Annotated in this window: 13 protein-coding genes; all 13 read right to left on the minus strand. The window is 48.6% G+C overall.

The genetic code is table 11. The features are described 5' to 3' along the window. Nucleotide 1: 1 nt before the first annotated feature. Complete coding sequence (locus tag PLA01S_RS00190) at nucleotides 2-661, minus strand: precorrin-2 dehydrogenase/sirohydrochlorin ferrochelatase family protein (protein ID WP_100540802.1); 660 nt, start codon at nucleotides 659-661, stop codon at nucleotides 2-4. Between the two features lie 6 nt (nucleotides 662-667). Then, nucleotides 668-1,498: a cytochrome c biogenesis protein CcsA gene (gene ccsA, locus PLA01S_RS00195; protein ID WP_127589527.1), complete on the minus strand. Its 831-nt coding sequence runs from the start codon at nucleotides 1,496-1,498 to the stop codon at nucleotides 668-670. An 18-nt stretch (nucleotides 1,499-1,516) separates the two neighbouring features. After that, nucleotides 1,517-2,923, minus strand: a complete 1,407-nt coding sequence (gene hemA / locus PLA01S_RS00200) for a glutamyl-tRNA reductase (protein WP_127589528.1) — start codon at nucleotides 2,921-2,923, stop codon at nucleotides 1,517-1,519. 339 nt (nucleotides 2,924-3,262) lie between these two features. Further along, nucleotides 3,263-3,661 carry an adenosylmethionine decarboxylase gene (gene speD / locus PLA01S_RS00205; RefSeq protein ID WP_006208786.1) on the minus strand — a complete coding sequence of 133 codons (399 nt, stop codon included), beginning with the start codon at nucleotides 3,659-3,661 and terminating at the stop codon, nucleotides 3,263-3,265. Between the two features lie 290 nt (nucleotides 3,662-3,951). Next, the gene (locus PLA01S_RS00210) at nucleotides 3,952-4,542 is read right to left on the minus strand and encodes a hypothetical protein (protein WP_015734002.1); all 591 of its coding nucleotides are present in this window, start codon (nucleotides 4,540-4,542) and stop codon (nucleotides 3,952-3,954) included. Between the two features lie 214 nt (nucleotides 4,543-4,756). Beyond that, nucleotides 4,757-5,401, minus strand: a complete 645-nt coding sequence (gene yihA, locus PLA01S_RS00215) for a ribosome biogenesis GTP-binding protein YihA/YsxC (RefSeq protein ID WP_127589529.1) — start codon at nucleotides 5,399-5,401, stop codon at nucleotides 4,757-4,759. A gap of 17 nt (nucleotides 5,402-5,418) precedes the next feature. After that, a complete protein-coding gene (gene lon, locus PLA01S_RS00220) occupies nucleotides 5,419-7,755 on the minus strand; it encodes an endopeptidase La (RefSeq protein WP_127589530.1) in 2,337 nt (778 codons plus the stop codon). An 84-nt stretch (nucleotides 7,756-7,839) separates the two neighbouring features. Further along, nucleotides 7,840-9,549: an ATP-dependent protease LonB gene (gene lonB, locus PLA01S_RS00225; protein ID WP_371860377.1), complete on the minus strand. Its 1,710-nt coding sequence runs from the start codon at nucleotides 9,547-9,549 to the stop codon at nucleotides 7,840-7,842. Nucleotides 9,550-10,169: 620 nt separating this feature from the next. Next, a complete protein-coding gene (gene ispG, locus PLA01S_RS00230) occupies nucleotides 10,170-11,279 on the minus strand; it encodes a flavodoxin-dependent (E)-4-hydroxy-3-methylbut-2-enyl-diphosphate synthase (protein WP_071223433.1) in 1,110 nt (369 codons plus the stop codon). Between the two features lie 113 nt (nucleotides 11,280-11,392). After that, nucleotides 11,393-12,658, minus strand: coding sequence for an ATP-dependent protease ATP-binding subunit ClpX (gene clpX, locus PLA01S_RS00235; protein ID WP_100540795.1), 1,266 nt, complete (start codon nucleotides 12,656-12,658; stop codon nucleotides 11,393-11,395). A gap of 14 nt (nucleotides 12,659-12,672) precedes the next feature. After that, nucleotides 12,673-13,263: an ATP-dependent Clp endopeptidase proteolytic subunit ClpP gene (gene clpP, locus PLA01S_RS00240; RefSeq protein ID WP_006208779.1), complete on the minus strand. Its 591-nt coding sequence runs from the start codon at nucleotides 13,261-13,263 to the stop codon at nucleotides 12,673-12,675. Between the two features lie 275 nt (nucleotides 13,264-13,538). Further along, nucleotides 13,539-14,861, minus strand: a complete 1,323-nt coding sequence (gene tig / locus PLA01S_RS00245) for a trigger factor (RefSeq protein WP_127589532.1) — start codon at nucleotides 14,859-14,861, stop codon at nucleotides 13,539-13,541. A gap of 145 nt (nucleotides 14,862-15,006) precedes the next feature. Further along, on the minus strand, nucleotides 15,007-15,849 hold the full coding sequence (locus PLA01S_RS00250; RefSeq protein ID WP_127589533.1) for a hypothetical protein: 843 nt from the start codon (nucleotides 15,847-15,849) through the stop codon (nucleotides 15,007-15,009). Nucleotides 15,850-15,916 lie beyond the last annotated feature (67 nt).

The following is a 15,916-nucleotide window of genomic DNA, read 5'->3' on the forward strand; positions in this document are numbered from 1 at the left end:
TTCATTCCTCCTGATTATTCGCAATCCACTGCTTGATTTTGTCCTCACTCCAGGGCACATAACCTCCGCGGCGAATCTCTCCGAGCATATCCATGCGGTATGCCTTGTGCAAAAGCCGCCTGCGTGCGTCAGCGGACTCCACCTCTTCCCTGATCATCGAACGCATTCTATATAAAAAATCCAAGTAGTCCTCATACTCAGGCCCGAACTGTTCTTCGAGCTCGTCGCGTATATCGCGTGCGGCCATCGGCCCTGCTCCTGATGTGGATACAGCCAGCGTAAGCCTCCCTCGCCGGAGAACCGTCGGGTTGATAAACGTCCCGGCCTCGCCGTTACTGGCCACGTTAACCAACACGCCAAGACGATCGGCATCCTCCGCTATCTTCAGATTCAGCTTGCTGTCATCCGTTGCCGCGTGGACCATAAAAGCGCCTGTCAGATCGTCTGATTGATACTTCCGCTTCGTCCAGCGAAGAGCATTCTCATTCGCCAAACGTTGAAGCATTTCGCTTCGTAATATGGGACTAACAATATGTACGCTTGCCCCGGCATTCAGCAGAGTGACGGCTTTACGTTCCGCCACCTTGCCGCCGCCGACAATCAAGCATATACGTCCCCTGCAATTCAGCAGGACGGGCACATAATGATCATCATACGCCATCTGCCATCACACTCCTGACCAACTATGGAAAGCGGACCACGTATTGAGAAAGAAATTCAAAATGATGAATCCATACCCGATTAAAGCCCATATGGCTGCTTCCCTGCCAGATCTTCTCCACAAGCGGCGTTTGATGAAATAAACCATATACATCGCAAGCGCCGTCAGGGTGGACAATACTTTGATATCCAAAAACAGGGTCCACCGTCCAGCCATAGCCACCGACATCACGGCCAAGATGAGTGACATGACCAGAATAATCGTCCCGGCCATCAGTGCTTTATAAGAATAAACATCAAGCTTCTCCAGACTTGGCAGCCTGCGGATCATATCATTCCATTGCTTGTGCTTCAGCTTCCTGTGCAGGAACATATAAATCGCCGCAAATACAGCCCCGACGGTCAAAGCGGCGAAACTGACACTCGCCAGGGCAATATGAATGAGCAAGAGACGATGTTCCGTCTCCCAGCTGTACAATGCATTGTCTCCGGCTGTGAACCATAACCGATTGACCAGCATGACGCTAAACCCGACGAGGTTCATCAACAAGACGGCAAATTCCGACCGCTTCATATACGCCAGGGCAATCGAAGTGATCGTTATGCAGAACGCCAACAGGAACAGGAAATCAAACAGCGTAAATACCGGAAAGTGGAAATGCCCGCCCTCCATCGCTCTGATGCCGATTCCGGTGAATTGTAACAGCGCAGTAATAACAAGAAGCCCTGTGCCTATCCGCTTCGCCACCGAATTGCGTGAAATGCAATCCGAGATATAAAACAGAAGGCTCAGGGCATAGATACAAATGCCGGTGATATAAATTAAGTTTAACAGCATGGGTTGTACTCACCCTCCTCAAAGGGTGGCTGGGGCCAGAGACACCTTAAGCGGCTTCTCTTCTGCCTGCTGATCTACAGCATTCTTCGTCCGTTCAGCTTTAACGGGTGCAGTTGCTTTTTTGTTGCGGCTGCGGGCTTCCTGCTCATTCTCATGGATCAAGCTTTCCAGCGCAAAGATTTGTGAAAAATAATCCAGTGCTTCATTGCCCTGCTTGCCGCCCGTCATTTCCTTAATCCGGTTAATGGGATCGTGCATCATCTGGTTAACGATGCTCTTGGTCAAACGACGAATGACTTTTCGCTGGCGTTCATCGAGTTCCGGAAGCTTGTTGAACAAGCTTTCCATCGTTTCTTCATGAATGGCATTCGACTTCTCCTGCAAGGCACGAATCGCCGGTCTGACACCGAGTGTCTTCAGCCATGTGTGGAATGCATCCATCTCTTCTTGAATCATCACTTCAATCTTCGCTGCTTCCACCCGGCGCATTTCCATGTTGGTCTCTACGATACCTTCCAGATCATCAATATCGTACAAGAACACGTTGGAGAGTTCCCCAACCGCCGGATCAATGTCCCGTGGCACAGCAATATCAATCATGAACAACGGGCGGGACTGACGTTTCTTCATGCTCTCTTTAACCCGCTCCGCATTCAGAACATATTCATTCGAGCCCGTGGAGCTAATAATGATATCGACTTCATTCAGCAAGTTCTTGGCTTCGGCAATGGTGCACGGCGTTCCTTTGAACTTGCGCGCAAGTTCCTCCGCACGGCCAAGCGTACGGTTAGCCACTATCACTTCCGCAGCACCGTTGGCATAAAGGTGCTTCACGGTAAGTTCACTCATCTTGCCTGCACCGAGAATCATTACTTTTTTGTCGTTAAACGTACCGAAAATCCGTTTACCCAGTTCCACCGCAGCATAGCTGACAGAAACGGCACTCTCCCCGATCGATGTCTCGGAATGAGCCCGCTTGCCGAGCGTAACGGCCTGCTTAAACAACATATTAAACCAAGTACCGGTCGCATTCTGCTGCTGCGACATCAAAAAAGCATTGCGCACCTGTCCCAGGATCTGCGTCTCTCCAATGACCATGGAATCCAAACCGCAGGTAACCTTAAACAGATGGGAAATGGCTTGTTCATCTTCATATATATAGAGGTGCTGTGTAAATTCTTCACGATTAATGCCGAACCACTGTTCCATAAAACTGCGGATAAAGTAGCCGCACATATGAAGGCGGTCTACCACAACATAAATCTCAGTTCGGTTGCAGGTAGCGACAATGACGCCCTCCAATACGCTCTTGGTCGAATTAAGCTGCTCTAACGCCTTTGGCATGTCTTCTTCCGAGAAGGTAAAGCGTTCTCTGACTTCCACAGGCGCCGTGCGATAGTTCAACCCAACAACGACGATGTGCATTGCATGTTCACCTGCCTATTTCTCCGAGTAGTTTTGCCGTTCACAACGGACTTCCTTGACCTTGTTCATTATATCACAGTATGCTGAACAGCCTTGTCTATTTTATGAAATGTTTATGAAATCCCCATACTTCTTCATTCCATTCATGAAGATTTCTACCTGTAGACCGCACCTTACTATTGTGGATATAGAACACTGTAGATATACGTGTTATTTACTACGAAATCTCATTTCAGAGAACGAATGCCTGGAATTTCGCCGATCTTCTCATGTCCTCAAAATAAATAACCATGGAAAAATCCATGGTTATCAGTATAAGCGTTTTTTTAGAAGGCTGGATTAAACGAGTTCAGCCTGTTTCATCTCAGGCGTTTCCACGGTCATTTCACCGAGTCCGCGCACGAGTTTCTTGGCATAGCATTTTTCAGGTTTCAAAGCGGATACCAGATAGTCAATAGCCAACTGCGGATCTACTGTCTCCCCGCAGGTATAACAGTCAATCGCAGCAAAACCTCTCTCAGGGTAAGTGTGAATCGAGAGATGGCTTTCCGACAGCAACACCAGCACAGTCGCACCTTGTGGTTCAAACTGCTTGGATTGGACGGACAATACCGTTGCTCCACATGCCTCAGCGGCTTCCACCATCTGAGCTTGTAAAAATTCTGCACTGTTCAATAGTTCAAAATCGACTCCCCAAGTATCAACAGCAACGTGTCTTCCGAAAGTTGAGTATTCCATCTTCCGGTTTCCCCCTTCCTAGGAATAAAATGTTTGAAAATTTCATCCGCTAGGACCTACGTCATTCACTTCCCGAGGGAATAATCTCTCGCAACATTACATGTCCTGAGTGAATCCTGGTTCCTATATTCTTTTCAACGAGATTAAAAATAACATCTATGACGCTTAAATGCAACACCTTTTTCGAAAATAACCCATAAATATTTTACAGCTCAATATATGTTCGTCTGAACTGCTTGGTGTCATGGATCCATGAATAAAAAAAGCCGCCCTTTTACAGGGCAGCCTCCTTAGGCTTCTAGCACGAATAGGCGTTGATTAAACCGTCGCAGCCGCTCATCTATTGTCTTCGTAATAAGTTTATCATTCCCTGCTGCAATCCGCTGGTCCAGAAGCACGTTAATATGATGCTGGATGGATTCGATCTCTTTCTCTGCCTCATTGCTGTTGAAGAGTCGCTGCAGCTCTCCTGCCGTATTCTTGTACTCATAAATGACAATGCTGTCGTTCCCGGCGACTTGCGTAATTCTGTGCACCGTTCCCGCATGGTAGTCGTAGCTCATCGTAAAGCCGCGATAAATCCGATTCACTTTACCTGATCCCTTAAAAGCCGCAAACAGTTTACGTACGGCATTTGTCAGATGGGGAGTAACCAATCGGCACGACAGCTCACAGACGTACAAGCCATTCTTGCGTTCAAAGGGCAAATGAACTTCTTCCCCGCTCTCATCTTCGAGCACGAACTCCTGCTCTCCGCTATCCATGACTTTTACCCGGTTAGTAACCCGGAAAGCTTGGGTATACTGCAGAAATTGATCCATTTGAATATCCGTCATTTGCATTGTGGCATTAACATATTCTGTGGCTAACCGCTGAGCCATAAAAATCTCCCTCAATTCTTTTAACTTACTACCATTATACAGCAGATCCAAGCGGTCTTTCCTGCCGTTCGAATGAGAATATCCATCATATTTCATAAAAAAACGGAATTAGCCGGAATCAGAGCGATATTTCCCGCAAGATGCTCACTTTCCTATAAAGAATACACCGATTCCCTATATTACCCTTGAAAAAAATATCACCAAATCAACCGGATCAAGCTTGATCATAGCCATCCGTTTCCGAATCCAGATATGTCTCTTCCTCGTCATTCTTAGTCCCCATGTGGGACTCCATAATTGCCCATAACTCATCTTTACCCAGACCGAGCTCGGATGAAAACATGACAAAGGAATGATAGGGTTTGAAGCCGAGTGTTTCCTTCACGATCTTGACGTGCTTCTGGCGGCGTGTTTTCGGAATTTTATCCGCCTTGGTCGCGACCACGCATACCGGCCGGTTATAATGCTGCAGCCATTCATACATGCTGATATCGTCTTTTGAAGGCGGGTGACGCATGTCCACAATTAGTAATACAAGCTTCAGTTCTTCCCGGCTGAGCAAATATCTCTCAATCATTTCGCCAAATGCCGCACGCTGGGTCTTGGATACCTTTGCATAACCATAGCCGGGAAAATCGACCAGATACAGGTCGTCGTTCACCCGATAATAGTTGAGCTGCTGGGTTTTCCCTGGTGTTGCACTGGTACGGGCCAGGTTCTTACGGGATATCATACGGTTAATCAGTGATGACTTGCCCACATTGGAACGCCCTGCCAGAGCAATTTCCGGCAAGGCGTCTTCAGGATATTGAGCAGGTACGACAGCACTGATGACAAACTCGGCTTTCGTAACTTTCATAATTTAGACTTTCCTCTCTAGTGCACTCCCGCTTGTTCAACGAGCGCATGCTCCAGAACCTGATCCATATGGGATACCGGAACGAACTCAACGTCGTTCTTCACGCTGTCAGGAATATCACGCAGGTCACGTTCGTTATCCTTAGGGAGTAATATTTTTTTGTAGCCGGCACGGTGGGCTGCCAGGGATTTTTCTTTCAAGCCACCAATCGGAAGAACGCGTCCCCGAAGTGTAATCTCCCCCGTCATGGCCACATCACGGGCTACATGCCGTTTGGTTAAAGATGAAATAAGAGCCGTCGCAATCGTAATGCCGGCTGAAGGGCCGTCCTTCGGAATGGCTCCCTCCGGGATATGGATATGGACATCAAGCTTCTCGTGGAAATCCGGATCAATGCCCAGTTCTACCGCTTTCGAGCGGGTAAAACTGAAGGCGGCTTGAGCCGATTCCTTCATCACATCACCCAGTTTACCTGTCAAGGTCAGCTTGCCGGTACCAGGCACCACGGTAACCTCAATGGTCAGCGTCTCGCCGCCCACTTCCGTCCATGCAAGTCCTGTTACCGTGCCGACTTGATCTTCAAGCTCGGCCATGCCATAGCGAAACTTCGGAATACCGAGATATTCCTTAATATCGTCTGCCTTAATCTCAATGGATTCCGATTGATTGGTGACGATCTGTTTGGCGGCTTTGCGGCACAGCGCAGCCACTTGCTGCTCCAGATTCCGCACCCCGGATTCACGGGTATACTCCCGGATCACCTTCATGAGCGCTTCCTCGTCCAGAATCAACTGCTCCGGCGTAAGCCCATGCTCACTCTTCTGCTTGGGCAGCAAATAACGATTGGCGATCTGCAGTTTCTCCAGCTCCGTATAGCCTGGAATGTACAGCACTTCCATCCGGTCCAGGAGCGGTCTTGGAATGTTGTGAAGCACGTTCGCCGTCGTTACAAACATGACGTTGGACAGATCAAAAGGAATTTCCACGAAATGATCGCTGAACGTATTGTTTTGCTCAGGGTCAAGTACCTCAAGCAGTGCGGAAGACGGGTCGCCGCGGAAGTCGGATGCCATCTTATCGATTTCATCCAGCAGGAACACAGGATTCATCGAACCCGCCGTTTTCATGCCTTGAATGATCCGTCCCGGCATAGCCCCAACATAAGTGCGTCGGTGACCGCGGATTTCCGCCTCGTCTCTTACCCCGCCTAATGAAACACGAACGAACTTGCGTTCCAAAGATCGAGCAATGGACCGGGCCAGTGATGTTTTACCGACCCCTGGAGGACCAACCAAACATAGAATAGGCCCCTTCATCTTCTTCACCAGCTTTTGGACCGCCAGATATTCCAGCACGCGTTCCTTCGGCTTCTCAAGACCGTAATGATCCTCGTCCAGCACTTGCTCCGCTTTGACGATGTCCAGATCATCCTCGGTCTTGTTAGTCCACGGCAGCGCCAACAGCCAATCGACATAGTTTCGAATCACGCCGCCCTCCGCAGAGCTCGCCGGCATTTTCTCGAGTCGGTCGATTTCCTTCTCTACCTTCTCATGTACGCGCTCCGGCAGTTCAAGCTCCTGAAGCTGACTTCGGAGTTCCTCTACTTCCCCGGCACGGCCTTCCTTGTCGCCAAGCTCTTTCTGGATGGCCTTCATCTGTTCGCGCAAATAGTATTCCTTCTGGGTCTTCTCCATTTGCTTCTTGACCCGCTGGTTGATCTTGCGCTCCAGCTCCAGCACTTCACGCTCGTTATTCAGTATATCTAGAAGTTTCTCGAGCCGTTTGCGAACATCAATTGTTTCGAGAATTTCTTGCTTATCCTTGATCTTCAGTGACAAGTGACTCGTGATGACGTCTGCAAGTCGGCCCGGCTCATCAATATCGGAAACGGCCGCCAGTGTCTCTGGTGTCACCTTCTTCGACAGATTGATATAATTCTCAAACTGAGACAGTACGGTTCGCATTAATGCGGAAACTTCAGGGTCATGATTCTCTTCTTCGGGAAGTTCCCGAGCAATGACCTCATAGTATTCCTCTTGATCCGTATATTCAATAACTTCCGCCCGTTCCATACCCTCCACTAGCACACGTATGGTACCGTTTGGAAGCTTAAGCATCTGGCGTACATTCGCTACTGTGCCAATCCGAAAAATATCATCCTGCATCGGTTCTTCAATGTTCACTTCCGATTGAGAACATAGGAGAATCAAATTGTCTTCAACCATCGCCTTTTCTAAAGCCTTTACCGATTTCTCCCGGCCTACATCCAAGTGAAGCACCATGCTTGGATAAACCAAAAGACCTCTCAAAGGCAGTAAAGGAAAACGACGACCTTTAGATTTACTGGGTCCCATCGCTTTCGCACCTCCAATGGCTCTCAATGTTGACACTATTCCTATTTTATCAAATCTGCGTATAAAAAACCAACCAAACGAAGCTTAACATCCTCCGGCGTCCGTTATTTTACCATTTCGCGGTGGCGTCGCCTGCAGCAATGAAGCGGAAGAGGATGGAAAAACCTCGTTTGCAGGGAGCTGTACAACCTCCGGAGCGAATGATCCGCCAAAAATATGGCCGAATACTTCATCCACCGATTCTACCGGAATTACTCTCAAACCGCCGCTCAAATCCTGGAACAGCGTCTGCCAGTTGTCTTTAGGGATGATCACGCGGGTAGCACCTGCTTGAAATGCCGCCTCCACTTTAGCGATGACCCCGCCTATCGGTTTTACTTTTCCATGAATGCTCATCTCGCCGGTCATGGCGACCTTGTTATCGACTTCAATTCCTTTCATGGCGGATACGATTGCCGTGGCCATTGCAATACCGGCGGAAGGACCGTCAATCGGTGTTCCTCCGGGGAAATTGATATGCAGTTCATAGTTTTTAGGCGTAAAGCCCATCGACCCCAGCACGGTTAGGACATTCTCGATCGAGCCTTTAGCCATGCTCTTGCGGCGCAGCTTGCGCGAGCCTCCGCCAAATTCCTCTTCATCGACAACCCCGGTGATATTGTAGGTACCCCGGCCCTTCTCGACAGGAACCGCAGATACTTCAATTTCAAGCAGTGCCCCCATATTCGGGCCATATACGGCCAATCCGTTGACTACGCCAATCTGAGGCTTCTCCGGTATTTTCCGGTCGGGCCTTGGCTGAAGCTGGCTGCTGCTGGCTACCCATTCCACATCCGCCGCTCGCAGCGAATCTCGCTTCTCCGTCAATGCAAGACCGGCTGCCAATTGAATCATATTGACCGCTTCCCGTCCGTTAGAGCAGTACTGCTTCACAACTTCAACCGCTTCAGGCGCTGCATTCAAACCAATTTTCTGAATGGCATCCTCTGCAATCCTTCCAATTTCTTCAGGCAAAAGCGGACGGAAAAAAATCTCCATGCAGCGTGAACGAAGCGCAGGAGCAATCTCTTCGGGCGAACGTGTCGTAGCACCCACCAGACGAAAGTCTGCTGGAAGGCCATTTTGAAAAATATCGTGTATATAGGCAGGTGTATTGGCATCCTCCGAATTATAATATGCACTTTCGAGCAGCACCTTGCGGTCCTCCAGCACTTTTAAAAGCTTATTCATCTGAATCGGATGCAATTCCCCAATTTCATCAATAAACAGGATCCCCCCATGGGCCTTGGTCACCGCTCCCGGCTTCGGCTGAGGAATGCCCGCTACCCCCATGGCACCGGCACCTTGATAAATCGGATCATGAACAGACCCGATGAGCGGATCGGCAATCCCGCGCTCGTCGAAGCGGGCCGTCGTGGCGTCAATCTCCGTGAACTTCGCGTCATATTTAAAAGGTGATTGCGGGTTCTTCTTGGCTTCCTCCATCACCACGCGGGCAGCAGCCGTCTTACCGACTCCCGGCGGGCCATATACAATCACGTGCTGGGGATTTGCGCTGCATAGCGCTGCCTTTAAGGCGCGCAAGCCGTCCTTTTGCCCCACGATGTCATCCATCGTTTGCGGCCTTGTTTTCTCAGCGAGCGGTTTCGTTAGCGATATCGACCGGAGTTTGCGGAGTTTATCGAGCTCCTTGCGCGATTCCCGATCCACCGCTGTTTTGCTTGTCTTCTGCCCGCGCAATAAATTCCAAAAATAAATGCCGATGATGACCGCAAAAAACAGCTGCACCAGCATAATCACGATACTTAAATTCACAAGTCATTCCTCCTGTACTCCATTATGTCTTCATCCAAACGTTAATACATGGTAGTATTGCCGATTCCTCGGATGGTAAAACGCTGGAGGGGGAACAAATTGTAAAAGAGGGGATGATTAGATTAGGATACATTGACGAAGCCGTAAAAAGCGATGGTGAGACGCTCCCCGTACGTATCGTTCCTCCGATCGCTGTTGTTTCCAAATTTCATGAATGACGAGTACCAATGTAGAAATTCGGAAACAAAGGCGAACGCATCCGCTTCTCCGGAATCGATTCGTCCGCTCCGCTGGTGCGGCGCATGGCATCCTTCTAAATCATGAGGGTGGGGAAGTGTGAGGGCTGAGCTTCATAACAAAGAAGCTCGATTTAAGATCAAAAGACAAGGGACTGCAAAATACTGTGAACAGACCCTAAAAAATCTTACTTCTGTCAGAAATCAATGGATTACTTTATTTGGTTCTGTTGTACTTTAATCCGTTTAAAGCCACGCCTTGGACTACTTAAACTCTTAAAAACAACAAAACAGCAGTCTCTTGAATCCAGAGACTGCCGTTTTTATATAAGCCGAGATATTCTTACAACTTAGTTATCCAGCTCAGACCGTGGATTTGTGCTTTCGGCCCGGGATTTCGCCCGTTTCCTCGTACACCTTCACGATATGATCGATTTCTTTCTTAAGCTCTTCAACCATGGTCTCTTCCGGTACCTTACGGATCATCTCTCCGTATCGGAACAGCAAACCTTCACCCCGAGCGCCGGCAATACCGATGTCGGCTTCTCTGGCCTCTCCGGGACCGTTTACGGCACAGCCGAGAACGGAAACCTTGATCGGGACTTTAATCTTCGAGATGTACTCCTCTACCTCATTGGCAATGGAGAACAAATCGATATCCAGCCGTCCGCAGGTCGGGCAAGATACCAAGGTTGCCGCATCCGAGATCAGACCGAAGGATTTTAGCAGCTCCCGGCCGACCTTGATCTCTTCCACAGGATCGGCACTCAAGGAAATACGCATCGTGCTGCCGATTCCAAGGGACAACAGCGCGCCAAGTCCGGCGGCACTCTTGACGGTACCCGAGAACAGGGTACCTGCTTCGGTAATGCCCAGGTGAAGCGGGTACGGAATCACTTCTGCAGCCTTAGTGTAAGCTGCAATCGCCATCGGTACATCAGACGCTTTAAGCGAAACGATGATATCATGGAAATCCAGTTCTTCCAGGATTCCGATATGATACAAAGCGCTCTCGACCATGGCTTCCGGTGTCGGGTACCCGTATTTTTCAAGGAGATGATTCTCCAAGGAACCGGCGTTAACCCCGATCCGAATCGGAATCCCCTTCTCTTTGCATGCTTTCACGACAGCTTCGACCTTTTCACGCTTACCGATGTTACCTGGATTGATCCGGACTTTATCGATACCGTTCTCGATCGCCATCAGGGCAAGTTTGTAGTTAAAATGAATGTCCGCCACAAGCGGAATATGAATGCGTTTCTTGATTTCCTTAATGGCCGCAGCTGCTTCCTCATTGTTCACCGTTACCCGAACGATCTGACATCCCGCTTCTTCCAGACGGAGTATCTCGGCAACGGTCGCCTCTACATCTGCTGTTTTGGTGGTGCACATGCTTTGAATAATGACTTCGTTCTTTCCCCCAATGGTAAGATTCCCCACCTTGACGGGCCGTGTGTCTTGTCTCAAAAACATGGTACGATCTCTCCCATATAACGCCAAAGCTCCACTCCAATCAACCCGACTGGGTATAATTGGAAGTGGAGAATCAACGTAGATTTATTCCACGTCTAATGTACTAGAGCACATTAGGCGCTTTCTTCTTGTTTCTTGTCGTCTTCGTTACTTTTGGCTTGCAGTTCAGGAATCACTTTATCACGAACGACCTGCTCCGTAATGACGCAATCCTTAATGTCATCTCTGGACGGCACTTCGTACATCACGTCCAGCATGATGCTTTCAATGATGGAACGCAGTCCGCGCGCACCGGTATTGCGCTTAATAGCTTCGCGGGCAATCTCTTCTAACGCGCCTGGCTCAAATTTGAGGTTTACGTTGTCAAATTCAAGCAGCTTTTGGTACTGCTTCGTCAGCGCGTTTTTCGGCTCGGACAGAATTCGTACCAATGTTGCCTCATCCAGCGGTTCGAGCGTAGACACAACAGGCAGACGACCGACGAACTCCGGAATCAAGCCGAATTTCAGCAGATCTTCCGGCAGAACCATCGTCAGGTATTCACCTGGCTTAAGATCCTTCTGGTTTTCTCCGGATGCATTAAAGCCGATGACCTTTTTACCGATCCGGCGTTTAATATACTGCTCCAGCCCGTCAAATGCTCCGCCGCAAATAAACAGGATGTTCGTAGTATCGATTTGGATGAATTCCTGATGCGGATGCTTGCGTCCACCTTGCGGAGGCACGGAAGCAACGGTGCCTTCAAGAATTTTCAGCAGGGCCTGCTGAACCCCTTCACCGGAAACGTCACGAGTAATGGACGGATTCTCCGATTTACGAGCCACTTTATCGATCTCATCAATATAGATAATGCCGCGTTCCGCTTTTTCCACATCATAATCCGCTGCTTGAATCAGCTTCAGCAGAATGTTCTCAACATCCTCACCTACGTAACCAGCTTCGGTCAGTGAAGTTGCATCGGCGATAGCAAACGGCACGTTGAGAATTTTGGCCATGGTTTGCGCGAGCAATGTTTTACCGGAACCTGTAGGTCCGAGCAGCAAAATATTACTCTTTTGCAATTCAACATCCTCAATTTTGCTCTGGGTGTTGATACGTTTATAGTGGTTATACACGGCGACGGAAAGGGATTTCTTCGCTTGATCCTGACCGATTACATATTGATCCAGAATGTCACGAATATCACGTGGTTTCGGAATATCCTTCAGATCCACTTCTTCCTCATGGCCGAGTTCTTCCTCAACGATCTCTGAACACAAGTCAATGCACTCGTCACATATATAAACACCGGGCCCCGCAACCAGCTTGCGGACCTGCTCCTGCGATTTTCCGCAGAAGGAGCACTTCAGCTGCCCTTTGTCATCGTTAAATTTAAACATGCTTTTACCACCCCTTAAGATTTGGTCGGTGAAGACAGAACATCATCAATTATACCGTACGCCTTCGCTTCCTCCGCGCTCATGAAAAAGTCGCGGTCCGTATCGCGTTCGATTTTTTCAAGGGGCTGACCCGTGCGCTCCACATAGATTTGATTCAGCTTATGTCTGGTCTTGATGATCCAATCTGCATGGATTTGGATATCGGATGCCTGGCCTTGAATACCTCCGAGCGGCTGATGAATCATCACTTCACTGTTCTCGAGAGCATAGCGTTTGCCTGGCGCTCCTGCAGTAAGCAACAGTGATCCCATGCTGGCAGCCATACCAACGCAAATCGTGGACACATCAGGCTTGATCAACTGCATCGTATCATATATACCCATCCCGGCTGTAACCGAACCGCCAGGGGAATTGATGTACAAAGAGATGTCTTTTTCCGGATCTTCCGCAGCTAGAAACAGAAGCTGGGCAATGACAAGATTGGCAACATCGTCATCGATCGCACTGCTGAGGAATATTATGCGATCCTTCAGTAATCTTGAGTAGATATCGTAAGATCTTTCGCCTCGACTGGTTTGTTCCACAACCATAGGTACAAGACTCATGCGACCAACCTCTTTTCCTTGAAAAATATACTACAGCGTTACAAAAGTTATTCTAACATGTTCACAGCACGATGTCATTTTTTAACCCTGCTTACATTCTATGAACTTGCCAAGAATTATATCCTGCCAACTTGTCTCATTATGTATGTCGAAATTAATAACCAATTCATGTCACAATTAGTAGTAAATTGGCTATTCTTAGTTAAAAATAAGGCACGCATGAAATGTACGTGCCTTATCTAATGTGAGGGCAGCTTTTCGCAGCTGCCTATTTATTATTCTTCAGTTGCTTCTTTCTTCTCAACAGGAGCGCCTTCTACGCTGTTTTCCAGCAAGAAGTCGATTGTTTTGCGAAGAAGCAGTTCTTCACGAAGGCTGTCAAGGGAACCGTTAGCACCCAGGATGCTGCGGATTTCATCGGCAGGACGTTTGTACGTGTCAGCCATGTTTTCCAGCTCTTTGTTGATTTCCTCTTCAGATACTTCGAGTTTTTCTTCTTTTGCGATTTGCTCAAGCACGAGGTTGTTGCGAACGCGTTTTGCAGCATCGTCTTTCATTTGACCTTCCAGATCGGCATTCGTTTGGCCGGAGAAGCTAAGGAACATTTCCAGGTTCATGCCTTGCTGGCGAAGACGGTTGTCGAAATCGCGCATCATGTTTTGAACTTCGGATTGAATCATAGCGTCAGGAATTTCAACTTCAGCGTTGGCTGCTGCTTTTTCAACGGCTTCGTTCTCACGAACGCCTTGTGCTTCTTGCTCCTTGCGAGTCAGCAATTGTTTCTTCAGATCTTCCTTGTACTCATCAAGCGTGTCGAATTCACTTACGTCTTTAGCGAATTCATCATCCAGCTCAGGAAGCTGTTTGCGTTTGATTTCGTGAACTTTCACTTTGAAGATCGCTTGTTTGTTAGCCAATTCTTCAGCATGGTAAGTTTCAGGGAATGTCACTTCCACGTCTTTGAAGTCTCCAGTAGCCATTCCGATCACTTGGTCTTCAAAGCCTGGAATGAATGTGTTGCTTCCAAGCTCAAGGGAATAACGCTCAGCTTGTCCACCTTCGAAAGGAACGCCGTCAACGGAACCGTCAAAATCAATCACAACGATATCGCCAGACTGGGAAGTACCTTCGTCGATAACGGTAAGCTCAGCATGACGTTGTTGCAGACGCACGAGCTCTTCGCTCAGTTCCTCGTCGGAAACTTCTGCAGCTACTGCAGCAACTTCGATACCTTTGTATTCGCCAAGTTTAACTTCTGGTTTCACAGTTACTCTTGCTTTGAACTTGAAAGTTTCGCCTTTAGCGAATTGCTCGATGTCCACTTCCGGACGATCCACAGGGAAGATATCCGCTTGTTCTACAGCTTCGCTGTATACTTCTGGAAGAAGGATGTCGATTGCATCCTGGTACAAGCTCTCAACGCCAAAGCGAGCTTCGAAGATTGAGCGAGGTACTTTACCTTTACGGAATCCAGGTACATTTGCTTTTTTAGCTACTTTATTAAAAGCTTTGTCGAGGGCGGATGCAACGCGCTCCGCATCAACCTCAACGTCAAGAACGCCAAGGTTCTTCTCTATTTTTTCCCAAGTTGCTTTCATTTATGCTTTCCCCTCCAAAATAATTCACGTGGTCGACGCAATAATGTATCACGTACCGAATAACCACTATAGTATAAACAACATTAAATTCTTTTTCAAGGGCGAACCCTTATGCTACGATACCGTAAACGTTTTCCAACTCTGGCTAATCTTCCACACCAGCAGCAACAAATTGCTTCAGAGATCGGTAGGCTCCCTCATATCGGAACCGCATGGTGTCCGTGATGCCGTAGAGCGGGCGGATTTCCTCCTCATTGCGAAACCCTTTCAGACTCTCCGATACAATGTCATGCAGCGCAGCCGCCCATATGTCAAGCGTGGATTCTTCTTCATCCAGCATGGAATGGTAATCTTCGGTGCCGTAAATCGCCATGATGAACTGAGACCATAATTCCTGTGCAAAATAAAACAGTGTCGGCTCATGCACCTCAGTCTGATCGGCAACACGCTCCAAAATTTTTGTAATGGCGTCCGGGAAACTTCCCGGATCCAGGGGAACCGTATCGATCTCAATCTCGACGGCTTCCTGCCCGCGATGAAGGCTCACATGCCCTTCCATTCCTCTTCTCCGGAGCGTTTGCAGCACCCGAAATTGCAGCAGCGGATGAAGCGGCGTATCATGCAGCCACTCGACCAAAATAGCGTCGATCTCCGGACGGTCCAAATAAGCAAGCTGTTCCAGCGCCAAAATGGTCTGCTCCGTCAGCGGTCCGTTCATGACCGAAGCCAGCAGCTTGTCGGCATATCCGGCATCCTGGGCAACTTTGTCCCTAACCATCTGCCTCGCCATTTCCGCTTCGTCCGGATCATCCTCCTCGGGCTCTGCTTCGGAATCATCCGAACGGGGTACAGCCTGTTCCGGAAATGCAGCTTCAAGCCAGTCGAGGAGCGAATTCCACTCTTCATAATGCCGTTCATTCTGTCCGCCGCATTTCTGCAGAAAGCGCAGAACCTCCATCGCTTCACCGTAACGTTCATTCTCGAGCATAACCGTAAGCTGAATCTGGTAATAATCCAGCGTCTTCGGAAACAGGATGATGTTCTTGTCCTCTTGT

Origin of the sequence: Paenibacillus lautus NBRC 15380, assembly GCF_004000945.1 — a bacterium.
In the GTDB taxonomy this organism is placed as follows: domain Bacteria; phylum Bacillota; class Bacilli; order Paenibacillales; family Paenibacillaceae; genus Paenibacillus_AQ; species Paenibacillus_AQ lautus.